Origin of the sequence: Corynebacterium sp. KPL1814 (assembly GCF_000478175.1) — a bacterium.
Taxonomy (GTDB): domain Bacteria; phylum Actinomycetota; class Actinomycetes; order Mycobacteriales; family Mycobacteriaceae; genus Corynebacterium.
This window is the reverse complement of the sequence record NZ_KI515776.1, coordinates 315873-334585: the sequence shown is the minus strand read 5'-3', so window position 1 is coordinate 334585 and position 18713 is coordinate 315873. Positions and strand designations below refer to the sequence as shown.

The following is an 18713-nucleotide window of genomic DNA, read 5'->3' as shown; positions in this document are numbered from 1 at the left end:
TCTTACTACAGTAAGTAGTTATGAACAGACTATTGCGTGGCGCTCGTTGGCTCATGGGAACCCAATGGCCGGTATACGCTGCCTTGGTCTTGGGCGCCAATATCATCGGCGCCATCGCGATCATGACCTTTATCCTCTATTTCCTGCCCATGCCGGAAATAGAGGACTTTGCTGCCGAGCTGCCCAACCTGAAGGGAGTGGCGGCGGTCTACCTCATCTTTGCGGTCATCATCGGCATCGCCGCTACCCTGCTGCTCTTCCGCCCCGTGCTGGACTGGCAGCGCAATCCCGATGCACACGATCCGAATATGGTGCGCACCCTCGTACTGCGCATCCCCGTGTACCAATCCCTGGTCGCGGCCGCAGTCTGGCTCATCGGCATCATCTTGACCGTGGCTATCTCCAGCGGGCAATCCGGGCGCCTCGGGCTCGTCGTGGGTGTCTCCACCACCCTGGCGGGCCTGGTGGTCATTATCTTGACCTACCTACAGGCCGAGCGCCTCGTGCGGCCCGTCGCAGCCCAGGCCGTCGCCCGCCGCTTCGAAGATTCCACCGTCGAACCGCCCATCAAATACCGCCTGTTTTCCACCTGGCTGATGACCTCCGGCGTACCACTGCTCGGCATCGTGCTGGTGCTGTTGGGGCAGCACACCGGGCTTTTCTCTGGCGATGCCAGCGAGATCATCCCGGCTATCGTGGCGCTGGCACTCACCGCGCTGGCCACCGGGTTTATCGGCACCAGCTTTGCCATCATGAGCGTGGTCGATCCCATCGTGGAGCTGCAGGATGCGATTAACCGCGTGCGCCGAGGCGAGGCCGATGCCGAGGTCGATATTTACGATGGATCCGAGCTCGGCGTCCTGCAGGCCGGTTTCAATGAGATGATGCGCGGGCTGCGCGAGCGCCAGCGCGTCCGCGATATCTTCGGCCGCTACGTAGGCACCGAGGTGGCCCAGCGCGCCCTTGATGAGCGCCCAGAATTGGGCGGCGAGGACCGCAAGGTCGCGGTGCTGTTTATCGATGTCATCGGTTCCACCACCTTCGCTGTCAACCACTCCCCCGAGGAAGTGGTCACGGAGCTCAATAAATTCTTCGAGCACGTCGTAACGGTGGTGCACCGCAATAAGGGCATCATTAATAAGTTTCAGGGCGATGCCGCCCTCGCCGTTTTTGGCGCACCGCTCAATGTGTACGACTCGACCTCGATGGCCCTGCAGGCCGCCCGCGAGCTGCGCGGGGAATTGCGCGGGCTCGAGCTGCAGGCCGGTATCGGTGTCGCCTCCGGCCACGTGGTGGCAGGCCACATCGGCGGCGCGGATCGCTTCGAGTACACCGTCATTGGCGATGCCGTCAACGAGGCCGCCCGCCTGACCGAAATGGCTAAGGACACCCCCGGCCAGGTCCTGACCAACGCCGCCACCCTAAAGACGGCCAACGAGGCCGAGCAGGCCCGCTGGACCGTCATGAAATCCATTGAGCTACGCGGGCGCCGCCGCATGACGCAGTTGGCCCGCCCCATCCGCGCCAGCCTGGCGGAAAGGTGCGAAATCTAGTGGCCAGCACCCGCCTCATCGTGCCCGACGCGGCGCGCGGAATGGCGCTTTTAGGCATCGCGATAGCGAATATGACCACCGCGTGGATCATCACTGAGAACCGGCCGGGCGCGTATTTCGGCGGCATCCTCGATGACAGCGTGCTCGATAAAATCGCCGTCGTCTTCGGCGCTTTCTTCGTGCACAATCGCGGCCTGCCCATGTTTTCTACCCTGCTGGGCTTCGGCGTGGGGCTTATTGCGATGAGCCTGTGGCGGCGGGGATTTCCGCTGGGGGAGGCAAGGAGGGTCATCGCCAAGCGCTATGGCTTCCTCGCGCTGCTAGGCGCGGTGCACATGGTGCTGCTGTTTTGGGGCGATATCATGTTTGTCTATGGCATAGCGGGCATAGTCATTGCGCTGCTGCTCACGCTGCATAATTCTACGCTGCGCAAGATTTCTCATATCGCGCTCGGGGTGCTGACGGTGCTCGGCATCGCCGCGTTTATTTTCTCCGCGGTTGACGGCGGGCTCGATATCCCCGTCGATGCCATTGGCACGGTAAATTCCTACGGTGACCTGCTGCTGAGCCAGCTTCTCACCCTAGGCGCGCAGATAATCTCCGCCCCGCTCATCGTGCTGATGTATCTGCCGGTCATGCTGGTGGGCTTTGTGTGGGCGCGCGAGGGCGTGCTTGCCGATGTCCCCTCTCACCGCCCCCAACTCCTGCGCTGGGTGGCCATCGCCGCCGCCGTAACGCTGGTCATTGGCACGCTGTGGTCCTTGGGTACCCTCGGGGTTATCGATCAGCGCTGGGCAAGCGCGGCCAGTAGCGCCAATTCCTTCCTCGGCGTGCTGACCGGGCCGGGAATCCTCGCCGGGCTCGCCCTTATCTTGCAACCCGTGCAAGAGCGCCTAGCCGCCGGCGCTTCCGTGCCTGCGCTCTTGTGGCCCTTCGTCGCGCTGGGTAAGCGATCCATGAGCGGTTACGTGGGCCAGTCGATACTATTTTTCCTGCTCGTGCACCCCTTCACGCTGGACTTCGGCCACGAGCTTGGTGCCTTTGGACAAGCCGGGCTCGCCTGCGGCGTGTGGCTGGTGACCGTAATCGGCGCCTGCGTGCTCGAAGCGCTGGGCCTGCGCGGGCCCTTCGAAGTGGTGCACCGCCGGCTATCTTATGGCCCGAGCATGCAGCCGGAGCGGAGCGTACCCAGTCAGGACCTTACCTAGTCAGGGCATCGACTAGCAGGAAGTGCCCCAAGGCAAAAGCGCCGGCCTCCGCCGCGCCCACCGCCCGGGCCGCCTTCGTGGGCTTGGCTTGTTTCTTGTTCTTCTGGGACCCGGCTGCTGCTATTCGCGCCCGCAGCGCCGTCAGGCCTTCTGCCGCAACCAAGAGGTTCGCGCCGTGGCTCAATCCCTTCGTCGCATCGGTGCGCAGGCGCGGATCGCCCGCCAGCGCCGAGGTGGTCAGCACCGCCGCGCCGCCCACCGCTACCGCGGTCCGGGTGGGCTGTTTGCGCGTGGCAAAGAGCGCCGCCGCCCAAGCGATGGCGCGCAGGCCCCAACCGCGGGCATCGTTGCGCGCGCCGCGCCGGTAGAGCACCCACGAATACGCCGCGTGGCTAGCGGTTACGCCGGCCACACCAAGGAGGGAGGGGCGGTGCAAGCGGCGCGTCTTTTCCACCTGGCCCACCGCGCCGGCCAACAAGGCGGGGCTCAGGGTGGGGTCCTGCGCCTCCGCTGCCAATAGCGGCAAAAGCGGCGTGCTCGTTACGGCGTGTGCCTTCTTCCAGCCAAAGAGACGGGACCATACCGTAGACTCGCCTAGCGCTAGGTACGCGAAGCGCCGCCAGCCCCGCGGCGTGCGCCGGGCTGGGTCGGTGACATCAGCAAAAGTTTCAGACACCGCGCGGGTCAAGGCCGCGGTGCCTTCCTCGGTGCGGGCAAGAAAATCATTCATGCCCGCCACCTTACTTATTTCTGCGCTTATTTCTTCCGCGAGCCGGCCTTAACCACGTTCTTCGTGCCGGGCGAAGGCTTCGAGCTAGATTTCTTAGCCGCCTTCTTCGTGCCCTTCTTAGTGGCCTTCTTGCTGGACTTCTTGGTTGCCTTCTTCGTCGATTTCTTGGTCGACTTCTTTGTGCTCTTCTTAGAAGACTTCTTCGTGGACTTCTTCTTCGTCTCCCCAGAGGCCTCTTTGGCGCGGCGCTCGGAGAGGAGCTCGTTGGCGCGGGCATCGGTAAGCTGCTCCGGATCGTCGCCGCGGCGCAGGGACGCATTGGTGGTGCCGTCCGTGACGTACGGGCCGAAGCGGCCATCCTTAACGGTCATAGGCTTGCCCGAAACGTCATTATCGCCGAGCTGCTTCAGCGGCGGCTGTGCGGCTGCGCGGCCTCGACGCTTCGGCTCTGCATAGATGCGGCGCGCCTCATCCAGGGTGATGCTAAAGATCTGCTCTTCCTTAGCCAGCGAGCGCGAATCCGTGCCCTTCTTCAGGTATGGGCCGTAACGGCCGTTTTGGGCGGTGATCATCTCCCCGTCGTCCACGCCCACCTCGCGCGGCAGGGATAGCAGCTCTAGGGCCTGTTCCAGCGTGACGGTCAGCGGCTCCATCGAGCTAAAGAGCGAGGCCGTGCCCGGTTTCAGCTTCTCATCAATGTAGTCATTGATGCGCTTTTCCTTCTGCTTCGCGGCCGTCTTGGTCTCCCAATTCTTGGCGCGCTTGCCTTCCTCGGCGCGCTGCTTATCCTCTTCTGCGCGCTCCTTGGCGACGATCTCCAAGGCCTCCGCCTCGGCCTTTTCCCGCTCATCATCGCGCACGACCTCGGTGACATAGGGACCAAACCGGCCTTCCTTAGCCACCACCATGCGGCCGTTTTCAGGGTTTTCGCCCAGCTTACGCCCGCCCTGCGAGGTGGCGAAGAGCTTTTCCGCCAGCTGTTCATTCAGCCCATCTGGGGTCACGGTTTCTGAGAGGTTGGCGCGCTGGTATTCCACGCTGCCGTCCTCATTGGTGCCGATCGCGCGCTCGATATAAGGCCCGTAGCGGCCGACGCGCACGAAGACCTCGCGGCCCTCAGAATCGGTATAGAGCTTCAGCGAGTTGACCTTGCGGGCATCGATGGCCTCGAGGTTGACATCGATAAGCGATTTCAGCCCACCATGCCGCGCGATGGAGGCCGCCTTGTGCTCGTTGGCCTCAGCGTTGCCAAAGTAAAAGCCGTTGAGCCAGTCCGTGCCATCCTCCGTGCCGGTGGCAATCGAGTCCAGCTCATCTTCCATGGACGAGGTGAAGTCATAATCCACTAACTCGGTGAAGTTTTCCTCCAATAGGCCCACCACGGCGAAGGCCACCCACGAAGGCACCAGGGCGTTGCCGCGCGAGACGACGTAGCCGCGGTCCTGGATAGTCTTGATGATGGAGGCATACGTCGAGGGGCGCCCGATGCCCAAATCTTCCATCTTTTTCACCAGGCTGGCCTCTGTATAGCGCGCCGGCGGGTTGGTGGAGTGACCTTCTGCCGAAACCTCTTCGGCCTGAAGATCGCGGCCCTCCTCCAGGTGTGGCAGGCGGTTGTCGCTCTTCTTGCTCGTATCCTCGTCGGCGCCGTAAGCCTTCAAGAAACCCGGGAAGGTAATGGTGCGGCCGGTTGCAGAGAACTCGACGTCGTAGGTGCCGTTATCCGTGTTCGCGGTGCCAGCGACCGCCACCTTCATGGAAGTGCCCTTGGCATCGGCCATCTGCGAGGCCACGGTGCGCTTCCAAATTAGGTCATAGAGCTTAAATTCCTCCGCATCCAGCTGGCTAGAAAGCTGGCCCGGGGTGGCAAAGGACTCACCGGCGGGGCGGATAGCCTCGTGCGCCTCCTGCGAGTTCTTCACGCGGCGGTCATAGACGCGCGGGGAATCCGAGACGTATTCTTCGCCATAAATGCTGGTCGCGGAGCTGCGCGCGGCGTTCAAGCCCTGCTGGGACAGCGAAGAGGAGTCCGTACGCATATACGTAATGTGGCCGTTTTCATAGAGGCGCTGCGCAATACGCATCGTGCGCTCCGAGGTAAAGTGCAGGCGCCGGCCCGCCTCCTGCTGCAGCGTCGAGGTCATAAACGGCGCATAAGGCTTGCGGGTATAGGGCTTGTGCTCCACCCCGGCTACTGTCATGCCCGCGCCCTGCAGGGACTTTTCCAAGGCCTCCGCCTGCGGCTGGGTAATGACGATGACGTCCTTGGTTTTCACATTTCCGCTATCATCGAAATCGCGGCCCAAAGCCACGCGCTTGCCATTAACCGCGGTCAGGCGCGCGTCAAAGGCCGACGGGCCCTCGCCACTGCCAGCTCCCGCGTCCAAGGTGGCGAGCAAATCCCAGTAATCGGCGGAGATAAACGCCATGCGCTCGCGCTCGCGCTCGACGATGACCCGCGTGGCCACCGACTGCACGCGCCCGGCCGAAAGCCGCGGCATAACCTTCTTCCACAACACCGGGGAGACTTCGTAGCCGTAGAGGCGGTCGAGGATGCGACGGGTTTCTTGGGCATCGATAAGGTCATAGTCCAAGTCGCGGGTGTTTTCCGCCGCCTCCAGGATGGCGGACTTGGTGATCTCATTAAAGACCATGCGGCGCACCGGCACCTTGGGCTTTAAAACCTCCAATAGGTGCCAAGCAATGGCCTCGCCCTCGCGGTCCGGGTCTGTTGCCAGCAAGAGGTTATCGCACTGCTTCAGCTTGGATTTGAGGTCAGCGACCTTTTTCTTTTTATCCGGGCTGACGACGTAAAGCGGGGCGAAGTCATCTTCCGGGTTAACACCCAAGCGGGCCCAAGATTCTTTCTTGAACTTCGCCGGCACGTCGGCAGCGCCCCGCGGGAGATCGCGGATATGCCCCACGGAGGCCTCCACGATGTAGTTATCTCCCAGGTACGGCTGGATCTTCTTCGCCTTAGTCGCCGACTCCACAATCACTAAAGTTTTGCCCGGCTCGGCCGCTTCTGCCACTTCGACTTCATCCCTTTCGATGATGCGAACATTAAAATTTGTGCGCTTTCAGCAATCGCCCCTAGCGTACACAGGTGGTTTATACCGTTCTTCGCACCATATACTTGGTACTACCAAAAGGCTTTGTAGGGGGCGCTTCGCACCCCCACCGAACCGGTCTATACTGACCTTTTTAGAAAGTCCAGCAGCTGTGAAAGCATTGTTGGGGACGATAGCACACCCACAACACACCCCGTGGAGGATTAGATGGTTGACACAGTAACGATGTGGATTGAAGCCATCATGGGCACGGAGTGGGTGTATCCAATCGTGGGCCTGCTCATTTTCGGGGACTGTTTCTTTCCAGTGCTCCCTTCCGAAATCCCGCTGAATATGGCCGGCGCCTGGGCCGGCTCGCAGGGATTTCCGCACCTGCCCACCATGTTCTTTGCGGCGCTCGTAGCCGCCATGTTGGGCGATAACCTGTGCTTTTTGCTGGGCACGCGGTTTATGCCACTGCTTAACCGCATTCAGAAAGGAACGAAGGCCTACGAGGCCCTCACCTGGGTAAAACGCAATATGCGCCGCGGCGGTGGCGCGGCCATTATCATTGCGCGCTTTATCCCCTCAGCAAGGCTCTTTATGACCATTTTACTGGGGTCAATGCGCTTTCCCTGGCCGGTCTTCCTTTTCTTCGACACCATTGGCGTGATGCTCTGGGCATTCCAAGCCTTGGCCATTGGTTATGTGGGCGGCTTGGCGTTCTCCGATACCCCACTGTTTGCGATGGTTATCAGCATTATCGCCGCCGTATTCATCGGCTTGGGACTGCAAAAGGCCCAAAACAGCATCATGGAGTGGTGGGATACCCGCCGCGGCTACGCCGAAACGCCCTAGGGCGCTTAAAACCCTAAAAGGCTTTAGAGGATGGAAACGGCCTGCGCCTGGTCGCCCTTCGGGCCGGATCCAACCTCGAAGCTGACCTTCTGGTTTTCTTCCAAGGTGCGGAAGCCGCTGCCCTGAATTTCGGAGTGGTGCACGAAGATGTCTCCGCCGCCGTCCTCGCGCTCGATGAAGCCGTATCCCTTTTCGGAGTTAAACCACTTAACGGTTCCTTGTGTCATGGTGAACTGAGTTCCTTTTCTTAAAGAGGTAGCGCGGAAAACCGCGCCGGTAGTTATTCGGTAAATGGGTCCTCGAGCAGTACCGTGAAGTATAAAACCGCACCAAGACAACATTGGCCTGTCAACAGTGTGACACGTTCCATGCCAAAGCGATAGATTTAACTCACAAGGGGGTAAAAAATTGTCTCACCCGGCTGGCGATAACCCCATTGGTGAAGAGCTCCTAGAACTCATCCAGCGGCGCCTTTCTGAGTCCACCCTGACGTTTCACACCACGCTCCCGGCGCAACGGGCCCGCTACGCCGATTGGCCGGAGTGGGTGCTGCCGGGGTTGAAGGAGAAGGTGGTAGATGGGGGCATCGGCAAGCTCTATGCGCACCAGGCCGAGCTCGCCGAATGCGCGTGGCAGGGCCGCGACGCGGTAATTTCCACCGGCACCTCGTCCGGAAAATCCCTGGGCTACCAGCTGCCCATCCTCACCCGGTTGGCAGAGGATCAGACCGCGTGCGCGCTCTACCTCACCCCCACCAAGGCCCTGGGATCGGACCAGCTGCAGTCCGCGCTCGAGCTGTGCCGCGGGATTCCGGAGCTCAAGAACGTGGTGCCCGCGCCCTATGACGGCGATACGCCCCAGGAGTCGCGGGCGGGCGTGCGCGAGCATTCGCGCTTGGTGTTTTCCAATCCCGATATGGTGCACATGTCCATGCTGGCCGCGCACGCGCGGTGGGCGCGGGTGCTGCGCCACCTGGAGTTCATTGTCATCGATGAATGCCATTCCTACCGGGGCGTATTCGGTGCCAATGTGGCCCTGGTGGTGCGCCGCCTGCTCCGTCTGTGCCGGCATTATGGATCGCAGCCCACCATCATTTATGCCTCCGCAACCATGAATGATCCGGCGCGGCATGCCGAGCGCCTCACCGGCCGCCCGGCGCATGCGATTACTGAGGATTCCGCCCCCACCGGCGCGCGCACGGTCGCGCTCTGGGAGCCTGGATTCCTGGAGGGCGCGGAGGGCGAGCACGGCGCCCCCGTCCGGCGCGCGGCCACCACCGAGGCAGCCGAGATGATGGCGACCTTCATCGCGGAAGGCGCCCGGACCATGACCTTTGTGCGCTCCCGCCGCTCCGCCGAGGTCGTGGCGATGGTAGCCGCCGAGACCCTCTCCGGTAGCTTGGGCCGGCCGGATTTCGCGCAGCGCATCGCCGCCTACCGCGCAGGTTACTTAGCCGAGGACCGCCGCCGGTTGGAGCAGGCGCTTGACGATGCCTCTCTCTTAGGCGTCGCCACCACCTCCGCCCTCGAGCTGGGCATCGACGTCGGCGGGCTCGATGCCGTGGTCACCGCTGGTTTTCCGGGCACGGTGGCCAGTTTTTGGCAGCAGGCCGGGCGCGCGGGCCGCCGCGGGCAAGGTTCGCTCGTGGTGCTCGTCGCCCGCGATGAACCCATGGATACCTACCTGGTGCACCACCCCGATGCGCTATTGGGCAAGCCGGTGGAAGCGAGCGTCTTTAACCCCACGAACCCCTACATCCTCTTTGGTCATCTCTACTGCGCGGCGGTGGAGAAACCGCTGGATGATGCCACCATTGCTGAGTGGGGTGCCAGCGAGGTCATCCACCAGCTTGCGGAGCAAGGCCTCGTGCGCCGCCGCGAGCGCGGATGGTTTGCCGTGCCCATTCCCGCTTCCAGCGCGGAGGAGCTCTCTCCGGAAACCGCCCACTCAGCGGTATCGCTGCGCGGCGGATCAGGCGAGGAGGTCATGATCGTGGATGCCTCCGATGGGCGTCTTTTGGGCACCATCGATGCAGCCCGCGCGACCAGCCAGGTCCACCCCGGCGCGGTCTACCTGCACCAGGGCGAAAGCTTTGTCATCGAGGAACTCCTCCTGGCCGATTATGTGGCGCTTGCCCGCCCGGAAACCCCCGAGTATTCGACCACCCCGCGCTCCACGACAGATATTCGCATCGTGCGCGAGGCCGATAACCTGGTCAATTACTCCCCAGGCCTGTGGGTGGCGGACGTGGAGGTCGAGGTCACCGACCGCGTCACCGGCTATCAGGTGCGGCTTGCCGATGGCACCATCGGCGACGATATCCCCCTCGATCTCCCCGAACAGCGGCTGACCACCCGCGCCGTGGCCTATACCATCGACCCGCTGGCGCTTTCTGCGATGGGCATTACCGCCGCCGATATCCCCGGCACCCTGCATGCGGCCGAACATGCCGCCATTGGCCTGCTGCCGCTTATCGCCACCTGCGACCGCTGGGATATCGGCGGCGTATCCACCGCCCTGCACGCGGATACACAGCTTCCCACCATCTTTGTTTACGACGGCCACCCCGGTGGCGCCGGGTTTGCCGAAGAGGGATTCCGCCGCTTCCCCGAGTGGATCGCGGCCACCTTTGAGGCGGTGCGCTCCTGCCCGTGCGAGGCCGGGTGCCCATCGTGCGTGCAATCGCCCAAGTGCGGCAACGGCAATAATCCTCTGAGCAAGGACGGCGCCATCAAGCTGCTCGGCGCGCTCGTCACCATGACGCAGGATGCCGCGGTTTAGACTGGGCCCGCCTTGGCCTTGGCGCTCTGGCCGCGCACCGCGGCAACGGCGATGATATCGGGTACATTTTCTGTGCATTCCTCGAGGCTCGCGCCGTTATCCCGCGCGGTGCTTTCTGCGGCCGCACATGCATCCTTGCCGGTGGCTAAGGCCCACGCGCCGGCTACAGCGGCAAGGTCCGCGGCCACCTGCGCTTCATGGCGCGCGGTCACACGAGATCCCACCGCCGCGATGACCAGCAATAAGCTGACAATGGCGACGATGATTCCGGTGGCTGCGATGGTGGCGTATCCATCCTCGCCGCGGAGCCTGCTAGTCATTGCCGGCCACCTCCACGGGAAAGACCGCCTCCGCGCTCATGGTGCCGATGGGAGCATCGACGCTTACCGATGCCCTGATAAGCCCCGCGCTTTCCTGCACGCTTACCCGGGCATCCTCGCGGGCCGGTTGGTACTCGACGCCGATGGCGTGCGACCTAGCCGCCGCGCCCGCCATATCCACCGCCGCGATATAGGACGCCATCGTCGCGATCGCACCGATGATGCCCGCCGCCACGAGGACGAGGGAGCTTAATGCCAGGGCGGCTTCGATGGTCACCGAACCATCGTCATCGACTACCGTGCGCATGATTCCTCCTTTCTTGTGTTCTAGTGCGCCCGGTTAGCTCGGGGTATTCGATAGCGCATCGGTGATAATTCCCTCGATGGCATCGACCACGCCGCCGCCGTTGATAACCATGTACAGCACGCCGGCAAGTGCCGCAGCCGCAAGCGATCCCATGGCGTATTCAATGGTGCTCATCCCCTCATCGTTGCGGACGAGGGCGCGGGTGAGCTGGGAGTACTTAATAAATAGTGCAGACATAATGGAGAGTCCTTTCTTAAAAGGTGTGGTGGTTGAGTAGAAGTGAAAAATGGTGCATCTAGAAAAGCTGCGCGCCCAAGCTAATCACTACGGGCGCGAGGCCTAGAACGATGAATGCTGGCAGGAAGCACACCGCCAGCGGGAGGGCAATAAATACTCCTGCGCGCTCTGCTTTAGCCGTAGCGTGAGCAGATGCTTCGGCGCGCAAAGAAGTACAGATTCGCGTGCATCCGGCGGCTATGGTGGCGCCGGACTGGCCCGATAAGATGACAAGCCCCGCCACGTCCTCCAATCCCGCATGGCCCTTCATGTGGTCCCATGCAGATTCCGTGGGCACGCCAACTCCTAGGAGCGCGGATACCGTCTCCCACAGGTGCTGGGTATCGGCCTCTGCCGTGCGCGCGACTGCCGTAGCAGCGGCGTGCACCGTCAGGCCCGCACTCAGGCAAGCTGCGAAAAGCTCGATATCCCCGGCCACGAGGAGTGGATCCACGGTGGTAGAAGGCTGGAGTTTGCTCATCAATCCCCCGCGCACTGTTGCGCCATTGAGCTTTCTTGGGCCGGCGCGCGGGGTCTTCGCCGTGTGCTGTGCTGAGTTCTGTGCGGTAGCCGGTCCCAGCCGCCCCTTGGTGGCCGGCAACCCAACCAGCACGGCCAGCGCTAAGCAGATAAAGGCCATCACGGTGCCGCCTTCCTGATGATGACGCGGGACCAGGCAAAGCCGCCGCAGGCAAGCCCCACCCCGATGACCAGCAGGATTCCGCCTAATCCCCCGCCGAGCAAGAAGCCCAGCGAATTGGCCCCCATCGCCCCGCCCATGGCGATGCCCGCAATGGGAAGGCAGGCCAAGACCGTCGCCGTAGCTTGGGGTCCCTGCAGCCCGGCCGCTGTGGATTGGTGGTGGCGACGCAGCGCATCCATTCGGCTTTGGGCCTGCTCAAAGAGGCTTGCTACCGCGATGCCGTGCTGTGTGGATAATTCGAGCAGGTGGCCCAGCCGGGTAAGTTCCGCATCCGCATGGGCGCCAGAGAGCGCCACGTGTGGGGGCGCACCGCGCGCAGCGGCGGTAGCGGTGGATTCTAAGGCCGCGCTCATATCCCGCGGCGTCGTCGAGGGAAGGGACTCCGCCCCGCGCGATAGCGCGCTCGCCAGGGTCGCCCCGGCGCGCAGGTCAGCGGTGACGACCCCGAAGTATCCGGCTAGGGCTTCGCGGCCGCGCCGGCGCGTGCGGGTGGCCATGATGTCCTTGATATACCACGACACGCACCATGCGATGATCGCCGCCGCGACCGCAATGCTCATCCGCCCGACCGAGAAGAAGACCAAGCTGCCGCAGAATACGGCACCCAAAATGAGCAAAGAGCTGGCCTTTATCCGGCTACCCTTGCCAGCAATGCGGGATGCGCTCGAGGGCGCAGACAGCAAGAGGGCTGCGGCGAGCAATAAGAAGCTAAGCATCCGCCTGACCCCCTGTTTCTTCAAACGGTTCCTCCAGCAGCGAGGCCGAGAATTCCGCAAATCCAGGCGCGGGACCCTCGGTTGCGTTCCAGACAATGCGCGGGGTGACCGGATTGCCCTCTAAGACGCCGATATGGGCCAGGCGCCGGCCGTGTGGCGTGCGCTCCATCGTGAGCACCACGTTGACGGCGGCCGCCAATTGCGAGTGCAGGGCGCTGCGGTCCAGGCCGCCGAGCGCGCCGAGAGCCTCCATGCGGGCGGGCACTTCAAAGAGGGAATTGGCGTGCAAGGTGCCCGCGCCACCATCGTGTCCCGTATTCAGCGCGGCGAGAAGATCGACTACCTCTGGGCCGCGAATCTCGCCGACGACGATGCGGTCTGGGCGCATGCGCAGCGCTTGCCGCAGCAATTGCGCCATGGTGATTTCCCCGCTGCCTTCGGCGTTTGCCCGGCGCGAGACGATGCTCACGCAATGCGGGTGATGAGGTGAAAGCTCCGCCGTATCTTCGATGACCACGATGCGCTCGCGCTCGGATACGGTCCCCAATAGCGCCGAAAGCAGCGTCGTCTTGCCGGAACCGGTGCCGCCAATGACGAGGAAGGACACTCGCTTTTTCACCATCGCAGCAAGCAGCTGGCCGATGTCCTCCGACACGGTGCCATTGGCCACCAACTGCGGCAGGGTGGTCTGCGCCTGCCGCAATACGCGCAGGCTAATGCACGTCCCGCCCACTGCGGGTGGGCTTAAAAGGGCATGCACGCGGAGCACGACGCCATCGGGGCGCGTGACGCGGCCATCGGCAAAAGGCTGGGCATCATCAAGCCGCGTGCCTGAGGCCGCGGCCAGGCGGGAGGCAAGCTGGCGCACCTCCCCATCGTTGCGAAAGGTAATATCGCTGCGCTCTAGCCCCTCACCGCGGTCCATAAAGACGTGTTCAGGCCCGTTGACCACTACATCGGTCACGCCCTGCCGGGTCAATAAGGCATCCAGTGGCCCCATGCCGGTGGCATCTTGGCGCAGGCGCCGGAGCAGATCCACCACGGCGACGTCACTGATAACCCCTGCTTCCTCGCGGATCCGCCGGGCCAAGCTAGAGGCGTCGTGCACCAAGTCCGGCTCGGCGGCAATGAGCCGCTGCATCTTCTCCATGGTCTTTTCCATGGTTTCGGCCGAGCTATCCATCGCCGCGCTCATACCCCTACCTCCTCGCGCACCGCACGGGCGGTCTTGGCAAGGGCTGCGGGAAGCCGGGCTGGGAGTCCACCGATCTCGATGCTGCGGGTCAGCCCGCGCACGGTGGGCAATTGGGCACTGACCCGGTGATGAATAATGTCTTCTACCTCGGGTGCGCTGAGAGCCGCCCACTGCCGTTGGCGCAGCACCACCACGATGTCGCGCCGCGCCGCATCCAGTCGCAGTATGAGTTGTGCGGCCACCGCTGCCGAGCGCACCTCCGCGGCCACCACCAACACCACGTGCGTGCAGGCAGCCGGGATATTTTCCGCCGTACAATCCACAACGCACAGGCCCTCGCCCGCGTGCGCGGCAGACGTCACTGCCGCCAAGAGCGTGGCATCTAGCCTGAAGGTATCTTTCACCGTGCTGCGCGCCGCGGATAGCACCGCTATGTCATCAGCGGTAGAAGGCAAGGCGCGGTAAAGATCTGCGGCATCGATGCTGCCATCGCCAATATTGAGCTCCGGCCAGCGGGCACCTGGCGCGGTTTCCACGCCGAGGAGGAGATCGAGCCCGCCGGAGTGCGCGGTGGCATCGATAAGCAGCGCCCTCGTCTGCTCGCCCGCCGTGCAGTGAGATCGCGCCAAGGCTGCTGCAAAGGTAGAGGCTCCTACCCCACCACTGGCGCCCACCACCGCGATGGTGGCGGTACCGGGGCGATCTTCTGGCGGGTGCGCGGCCTGGGCGATTGCCGCCAGCAGGTCCTTAATCTCCGCGGGGATAATGAAAGCGCGGTCCGCATGGCAGGCAAGCGCTGCCTCATAATCGATGGGCCCCGGATCCGCGGCGAGGAAAAGCACCGGGGCGGGCGCGGTCTGTGCGGCTTGTGCGGAGGCGAGGACGCGCGCCATGAGCGCATCGACCAAGACCGTATAAGCCCCGGCGAGGCTGCGCGGAATATCGCGAGGATCGGCGACCGCAATGACCTCGTGGCTGGTCGCCGCAGCGGCATGAACCGCCTCGGCGCGCAAGGCTTCCTCGCCTATGGCAACGACGATGGTGGAGCGAGACTGTGCTGTATTCATGCCCCTAGCCTGAAGCACCCGCTCCACCTACACTAGGGATGGAACTTCCCGTCTGTGGATAAATGCGCGAAAGGCACCACCTAGCGCTCAGTTAGTTGCATTTTCAACTAAGCCTTGTGGATAACCGTAGATATAGGTGACGGCCCGCGCATCGGGGGGTGCGCGGGCCGTCAGTAACCCGGCCTCGGGGGGCGAGCCGGGGCAGGCCACACTGTATATCGGGGCCTTGCACCGCTTATTATGACACGTTCATTACCCGATCACAACAGCTAAGAAAAATTATCTACCTGCACGGCGCTGACCAGCACCGAATGGATGTTCACCGCCTACCGGATACGGGCGTACGGTTAGGCCGCGCGGGCGATGGCATCGGCTTCTTTGCCGCCTACCTCCCAAGCGGAAAGGTGGAAAAGTACCACCTCACCGGGGCTGTCGCGGTAGTTCGCGCGGCACTCGTGGTAGGCCGTGGAATGGCGGTGGAAATACACCTCTGGCACGGCGAACCCGCGAGGATCAAAGCCGGTGTGTATGGCGGCCAGGCGGGCCGCAACCCGCGCCACCACGCCGCTGCGCGGGCCAAAGAATTCGCCTGCCGCGATTTCGGCGTGCACGACGCTCGGCAAAAGATCGCGGAATGCGGGGCCGCTGCCCTGCGCAATCAGGCGCGCCAGGCCCTGCAAGCGCGCGCTATCGCCGCTGGGGATCCCGTTGCCGCCGGCCGCAACGTCGATGCGCGCGAGCACCTGCAGCGGCGCGCGGGCAAAGGAGCGGACGGTGGAATCTACCACCTCAGGTGCTACCACGGAATACGCGCTGACCGCGCCGGCGAGCGGCCCGCTTTCCACATCACCCGGGCCAGGATGCGGGGGGATGGAATGCCCATCCAAGGCCACGCTGGCGCGCGCCCCGCGCATCAAGGACTCCGCAGAGATGACCTCATACCTGCGCAGCCCGGCGGGCCTGCGGTGGGCGCGCGCGATGGCAGCCGCGGCCTTTTCCGCACCTTCTTTCACCCCCGGGAGGCGAAATAGCGGGGATAACGCGTCATTTTCTGGCATATACATTAGGATAGCCCTAGACGCCCCGAGCCCCGAAGGCCCCCTATCGTTGGCGCGGCACCATAAAACCGCGCTGTATCTATTATCATTGGGGCCGTTACAAGGTTTAGATGAAAACGAGGAGAATTAATCGTGAGCAACGATGGATTATTTACTGACGGCACCGATCAATTCGCACCAAAGGTTAATTCGATTCCTTTGAGCGATGTTGATGCATCGTCCTCCGAAACCTCCATCGGCAAGTTGGTCTCCAATGCCACCGAGCAGATGTCCCAGCTCGTGCGCTCTGAGGTAGAGCTCGCCAAGACGGAGCTGGCGGAGTCCGCCAAGAAGGGCGGCATTGGCGCCGGCTTCTTCGGCGCAGCGGGCACCATCGCGCTGTACAGCTCCTTCTTCTTTTTCTTCTTTCTCGCTGAGCTCCTCGCCCTCTGGCTGGACCGCTGGGCTGCCTTCTTGATCGTCTTCCTCGTGATGATCGTGGCGGCCGGTGCCCTCGCCCTACTCGGCGTCAAGAATGTCAAGAAGGTTAAGGCACCGCAGAAGACCATAGATTCCACCAAGGAACTCAAGAACCTCATTCCGGGCAAGGCGCAGAAGTCGCTGGACCGGAAGGACACTCACGGCCTGTATACCTAAACCGCACGCACTATTAGATCCGCCTCAGCCTTTCCTGGGGCGGATTTTCTGTACACATAGAAAGGCGCCTTGTCCTCCATGGCCTTAGCACCACTGCCCCCCTCCACGGTTGAGCTGGAAGGACCCTTTGCGCACGAGTTTGTCCACACCCGGGGCATCCGCCTGCACGTGGCCATAGCGGGCGATAGTGCCGACCCCCTCGTTGTTTTTATTCACGGCGCTTTTGGCGGCTGGTTCGATTTTCAGGAGGTCATCGGGCCCCTCGCCCAGTGCGGGTACCACGTTGCCGCGGTGGATATGCGCGGCTTTGGCATGTCCGATAAGCCGCCCATCGATCCCGGCCAGGATATCCGCACCTTGGTCGGGGATCTGGATGGCCTCATCCAAGCATTGGGCCACGATGATGCCTATATCGTCGGCGCCGATACCGGTGGCGCGGTGGCGTGGTGCCTGGCCGCCGAGCGCCCCAACCGCGTCCGCGGCCTAGTCTCCGTCTCGGCCGCGCACCCCGTGGATATCCGCCGCGCCATCGCCGCCCGCCCCTGGGACTTTGGGTGGATAATCCTGCGTTCCCTCCTCTGCCACCTGCCAAAGGTCACGCGCGCGAATACCTTGCTGCTCAGTCCCCGGGCCTACCGCAAGGAGCTCAGCCTGGATACGGGGCCCGCGCTTGCCGATGCCACCCTAGAGTCCATCCTTGCCCTGCGCCTGCGCGCCTCCCAGATTGGCAAGGTGCGCCGCGGCATCCTGTGGAATCATCGGATGCGCACCGCCGTGGTGCCCTTGAACTGGTCCGAATTAAGCGTAAAACGCCCCGTCCTTTTCATCCACGCCCAGCAGCGCTTGTGGAACCCCGTCATCCAGCGAGCCGCCCTCCGCGCCCGCGCCGGATTTAGTGCCACCTCGATTCCAGGTGCCAAGAACCTGCCCTTCCTCGAGGCCCCCGAACGGTTCGTCGACGAGCTGCGCCGGTGGCTGGGCGCGTAGGACGGCGCGTGGGGCGCGTAGGACGGATAGCCCTACGCGGATCTAGTACGAAAGCTAGTGCGCCACGCACTCGCCCGTTTCTACTGGGCGCTTCAATTGGGTGACATCCCCAATGTGGCCGATGACCTCGTCTGCGGTCAGCGCGTATCCGGTCTCAGAATCATCCACTGAGGCACCGAAGATAACGCCCAAGACCTCACCCGCGGTATTGATTAGGGGGCCGCCAGAATTGCCCTGTTGGATATTGCCGCGCACCGTATAGGAATCGCGCTCTAACCTGCCTTGGGAGTAGATATCTGGCCCGGCGATGGTGATGCGATCGCGCACGCGGGCCATTTCCGCATTAAAGGGGCCTGAGTGTGGGAAGCCCATGACCATGGCGTCGTCGCCGGTCTGGGCCGGCTGCTGCGCCCACGGCAGGGGCTGGATGCCCAGATCCGGCGCGTGCAAGACGGCGATATCGACCTCTGGGTTGTAGTAGACCACCGAGGCGTCTTTCAGCCCCAGCTTCGTATCCAACCTCACCGTTTGGGTGCCGGCCACCACGTGGGCATTGGTGACCACATAGTCATTGTCCACCACGAAACCGGAACCCATGAGGCGGCGGGAGCACTCTTCGGCATCGCCAAGCACATGAATGATGGACGGGCGGATGCTGCGCACCAGCTCTGGATCCTGCACGTCTGGGGCGGGGTCCTCAACGTCCTTGCCGCTGATGGAATTTTCCCACGGCGAGACCAAGGGCGGAAGCCCCGATTCATTGAGCAACGCCGCCACGCCATTGGGAAGGGAAGCCAGGCGCGTCGGGGCGGCCGCGTTGAGGTTGCTCAGGATGCGGGAATCGCGCAGCCCCTGCCCCGCGGATCCGCCCAAATTGGTGGCCACGGGAATGGAAATCATCCAGATGACGATGAGCGCGATGAAGGACTGAAAGACCGCGCCGAATAGCGAATCTATCCGCTGGGTGGTGCGCGCCTTCATGTGATCGCGCATGCTGGTACCCAAGGAGGAACCAATGATCTGCCCAATACCCACCAGCAAAACTAGGATGCCCACGAGCAGGAGCAGGCGCAGCGAAGGCTCCTCCACTGTGCGCAATACGCTGGGTGCTACGGCGATGCCCACCACGAGGCCCGCGCCCACGCCAATGGCGGAGAGCACCGCGGCGAGCGCACCATTGCGCCAACCGCTTAGCAATGCTGCTAATACGGCAAGCACAATCAGGCCGTCAACAACGAGCGCAGCAGTCATGGCTTTGGTTCTTTCTC

Annotated in this window: 18 protein-coding genes; 6 read left to right on the top strand and 12 right to left on the bottom strand. The window is 63.1% G+C overall.

What is annotated here, in order from left to right; genetic code table 11:
- Positions 1-20 precede the first annotated feature (20 nt).
- Together HMPREF1257_RS07700 and HMPREF1257_RS07695 are read left to right on the top strand one after the other, a co-directional pair.
- Complete coding sequence (locus HMPREF1257_RS07700) at positions 21-1553, top strand: adenylate/guanylate cyclase domain-containing protein (RefSeq protein WP_034659466.1); 1533 nt, start codon at positions 21-23, stop codon at positions 1551-1553.
- On the top strand, positions 1553-2761 hold the full coding sequence (locus HMPREF1257_RS07695; protein WP_023025049.1) for a DUF418 domain-containing protein: 1209 nt from the start codon (positions 1553-1555) through the stop codon (positions 2759-2761). The genes HMPREF1257_RS07700 and HMPREF1257_RS07695 overlap by 1 nt, the downstream gene beginning before the upstream one ends.
- Here HMPREF1257_RS07695 and HMPREF1257_RS11640 read toward each other — a convergent pair.
- Positions 2754-3491 carry a hypothetical protein gene (locus tag HMPREF1257_RS11640; RefSeq protein WP_023025048.1) on the bottom strand — a complete coding sequence of 246 codons (738 nt, stop codon included), beginning with the start codon at positions 3489-3491 and terminating at the stop codon, positions 2754-2756. The two genes, HMPREF1257_RS07695 and HMPREF1257_RS11640, sit on opposite strands and share 8 nt — an antisense overlap.
- A gap of 26 nt (positions 3492-3517) precedes the next feature.
- A complete protein-coding gene (gene topA / locus HMPREF1257_RS07685; protein WP_023025047.1) occupies positions 3518-6523 on the bottom strand; it encodes a type I DNA topoisomerase in 3006 nt (1001 codons plus the stop codon).
- A 246-nt stretch (positions 6524-6769) separates the two neighbouring features.
- Here topA and HMPREF1257_RS07680 point away from each other — a divergent pair, with 246 nt between their 5' ends.
- Positions 6770-7399 (top strand): DedA family protein, encoded by a 630-nt coding sequence (locus HMPREF1257_RS07680; protein ID WP_023025046.1) that lies wholly within the window; start codon positions 6770-6772, stop codon positions 7397-7399.
- A gap of 23 nt (positions 7400-7422) precedes the next feature.
- On the opposite strand, the gene HMPREF1257_RS07675 is transcribed toward HMPREF1257_RS07680, so the two are convergent.
- On the bottom strand, positions 7423-7626 hold the full coding sequence (locus HMPREF1257_RS07675; RefSeq protein WP_023025045.1) for a cold-shock protein: 204 nt from the start codon (positions 7624-7626) through the stop codon (positions 7423-7425).
- 181 nt (positions 7627-7807) lie between these two features.
- On the opposite strand from HMPREF1257_RS07675, the gene HMPREF1257_RS07670 reads away from it, so the two are divergent.
- On the top strand, positions 7808-10180 hold the full coding sequence (locus HMPREF1257_RS07670; protein WP_023025044.1) for a DEAD/DEAH box helicase: 2373 nt from the start codon (positions 7808-7810) through the stop codon (positions 10178-10180).
- Here the strand turns inward: HMPREF1257_RS07670 and HMPREF1257_RS07665 are convergent.
- The 8 genes from HMPREF1257_RS07665 to HMPREF1257_RS07630 all read right to left on the bottom strand — a co-directional run bounded on the left by HMPREF1257_RS07665 (position 10177) and on the right by HMPREF1257_RS07630 (position 15828).
- Positions 10177-10500 carry an Rv3654c family TadE-like protein gene (locus tag HMPREF1257_RS07665; protein WP_023025043.1) on the bottom strand — a complete coding sequence of 108 codons (324 nt, stop codon included), beginning with the start codon at positions 10498-10500 and terminating at the stop codon, positions 10177-10179. The genes HMPREF1257_RS07670 and HMPREF1257_RS07665 overlap by 4 nt on opposite strands.
- The gene (locus HMPREF1257_RS07660; RefSeq protein WP_023025042.1) at positions 10493-10807 is read right to left on the bottom strand and encodes a hypothetical protein; all 315 of its coding nucleotides are present in this window, start codon (positions 10805-10807) and stop codon (positions 10493-10495) included. Before HMPREF1257_RS07660 ends, HMPREF1257_RS07665 begins: the two co-directional genes overlap by 8 nt.
- A gap of 33 nt (positions 10808-10840) precedes the next feature.
- Positions 10841-11044, bottom strand: a complete 204-nt coding sequence (locus HMPREF1257_RS07655) for a DUF4244 domain-containing protein (protein WP_005276515.1) — start codon at positions 11042-11044, stop codon at positions 10841-10843.
- A 58-nt stretch (positions 11045-11102) separates the two neighbouring features.
- Entirely contained in the window at positions 11103-11726 is a 624-nt protein-coding gene (locus HMPREF1257_RS07650; RefSeq protein WP_023027953.1) for a type II secretion system F family protein, read from the bottom strand.
- Positions 11723-12502 carry a type II secretion system F family protein gene (locus tag HMPREF1257_RS07645; RefSeq protein WP_023025040.1) on the bottom strand — a complete coding sequence of 260 codons (780 nt, stop codon included), beginning with the start codon at positions 12500-12502 and terminating at the stop codon, positions 11723-11725. Before HMPREF1257_RS07645 ends, HMPREF1257_RS07650 begins: the two co-directional genes overlap by 4 nt.
- Positions 12495-13697 (bottom strand): TadA family conjugal transfer-associated ATPase, encoded by a 1203-nt coding sequence (locus HMPREF1257_RS07640; protein ID WP_023025039.1) that lies wholly within the window; start codon positions 13695-13697, stop codon positions 12495-12497. The genes HMPREF1257_RS07645 and HMPREF1257_RS07640 overlap by 8 nt, the downstream gene beginning before the upstream one ends.
- Complete coding sequence (gene ssd, locus HMPREF1257_RS07635) at positions 13694-14764, bottom strand: septum site-determining protein Ssd (protein WP_034659464.1); 1071 nt, start codon at positions 14762-14764, stop codon at positions 13694-13696. The genes HMPREF1257_RS07640 and ssd overlap by 4 nt, the downstream gene beginning before the upstream one ends.
- 347 nt (positions 14765-15111) lie before the next feature.
- Positions 15112-15828, bottom strand: a complete 717-nt coding sequence (locus HMPREF1257_RS07630) for a hypothetical protein (RefSeq protein ID WP_023025037.1) — start codon at positions 15826-15828, stop codon at positions 15112-15114.
- A gap of 126 nt (positions 15829-15954) precedes the next feature.
- On the opposite strand from HMPREF1257_RS07630, the gene HMPREF1257_RS07625 reads away from it, so the two are divergent.
- Positions 15955-16458, top strand: coding sequence for a phage holin family protein (locus tag HMPREF1257_RS07625; RefSeq protein ID WP_023025036.1), 504 nt, complete (start codon positions 15955-15957; stop codon positions 16456-16458).
- Positions 16459-16536: 78 nt separating this feature from the next.
- A complete protein-coding gene (locus tag HMPREF1257_RS07620) occupies positions 16537-17445 on the top strand; it encodes an alpha/beta fold hydrolase (RefSeq protein ID WP_023025035.1) in 909 nt (302 codons plus the stop codon).
- A 54-nt stretch (positions 17446-17499) separates the two neighbouring features.
- Here the strand turns inward: HMPREF1257_RS07620 and HMPREF1257_RS07615 are convergent, their stop codons facing one another.
- On the bottom strand, positions 17500-18696 hold the full coding sequence (locus tag HMPREF1257_RS07615) for a MarP family serine protease (protein ID WP_023031214.1): 1197 nt from the start codon (positions 18694-18696) through the stop codon (positions 17500-17502).
- Positions 18697-18713 lie beyond the last annotated feature (17 nt).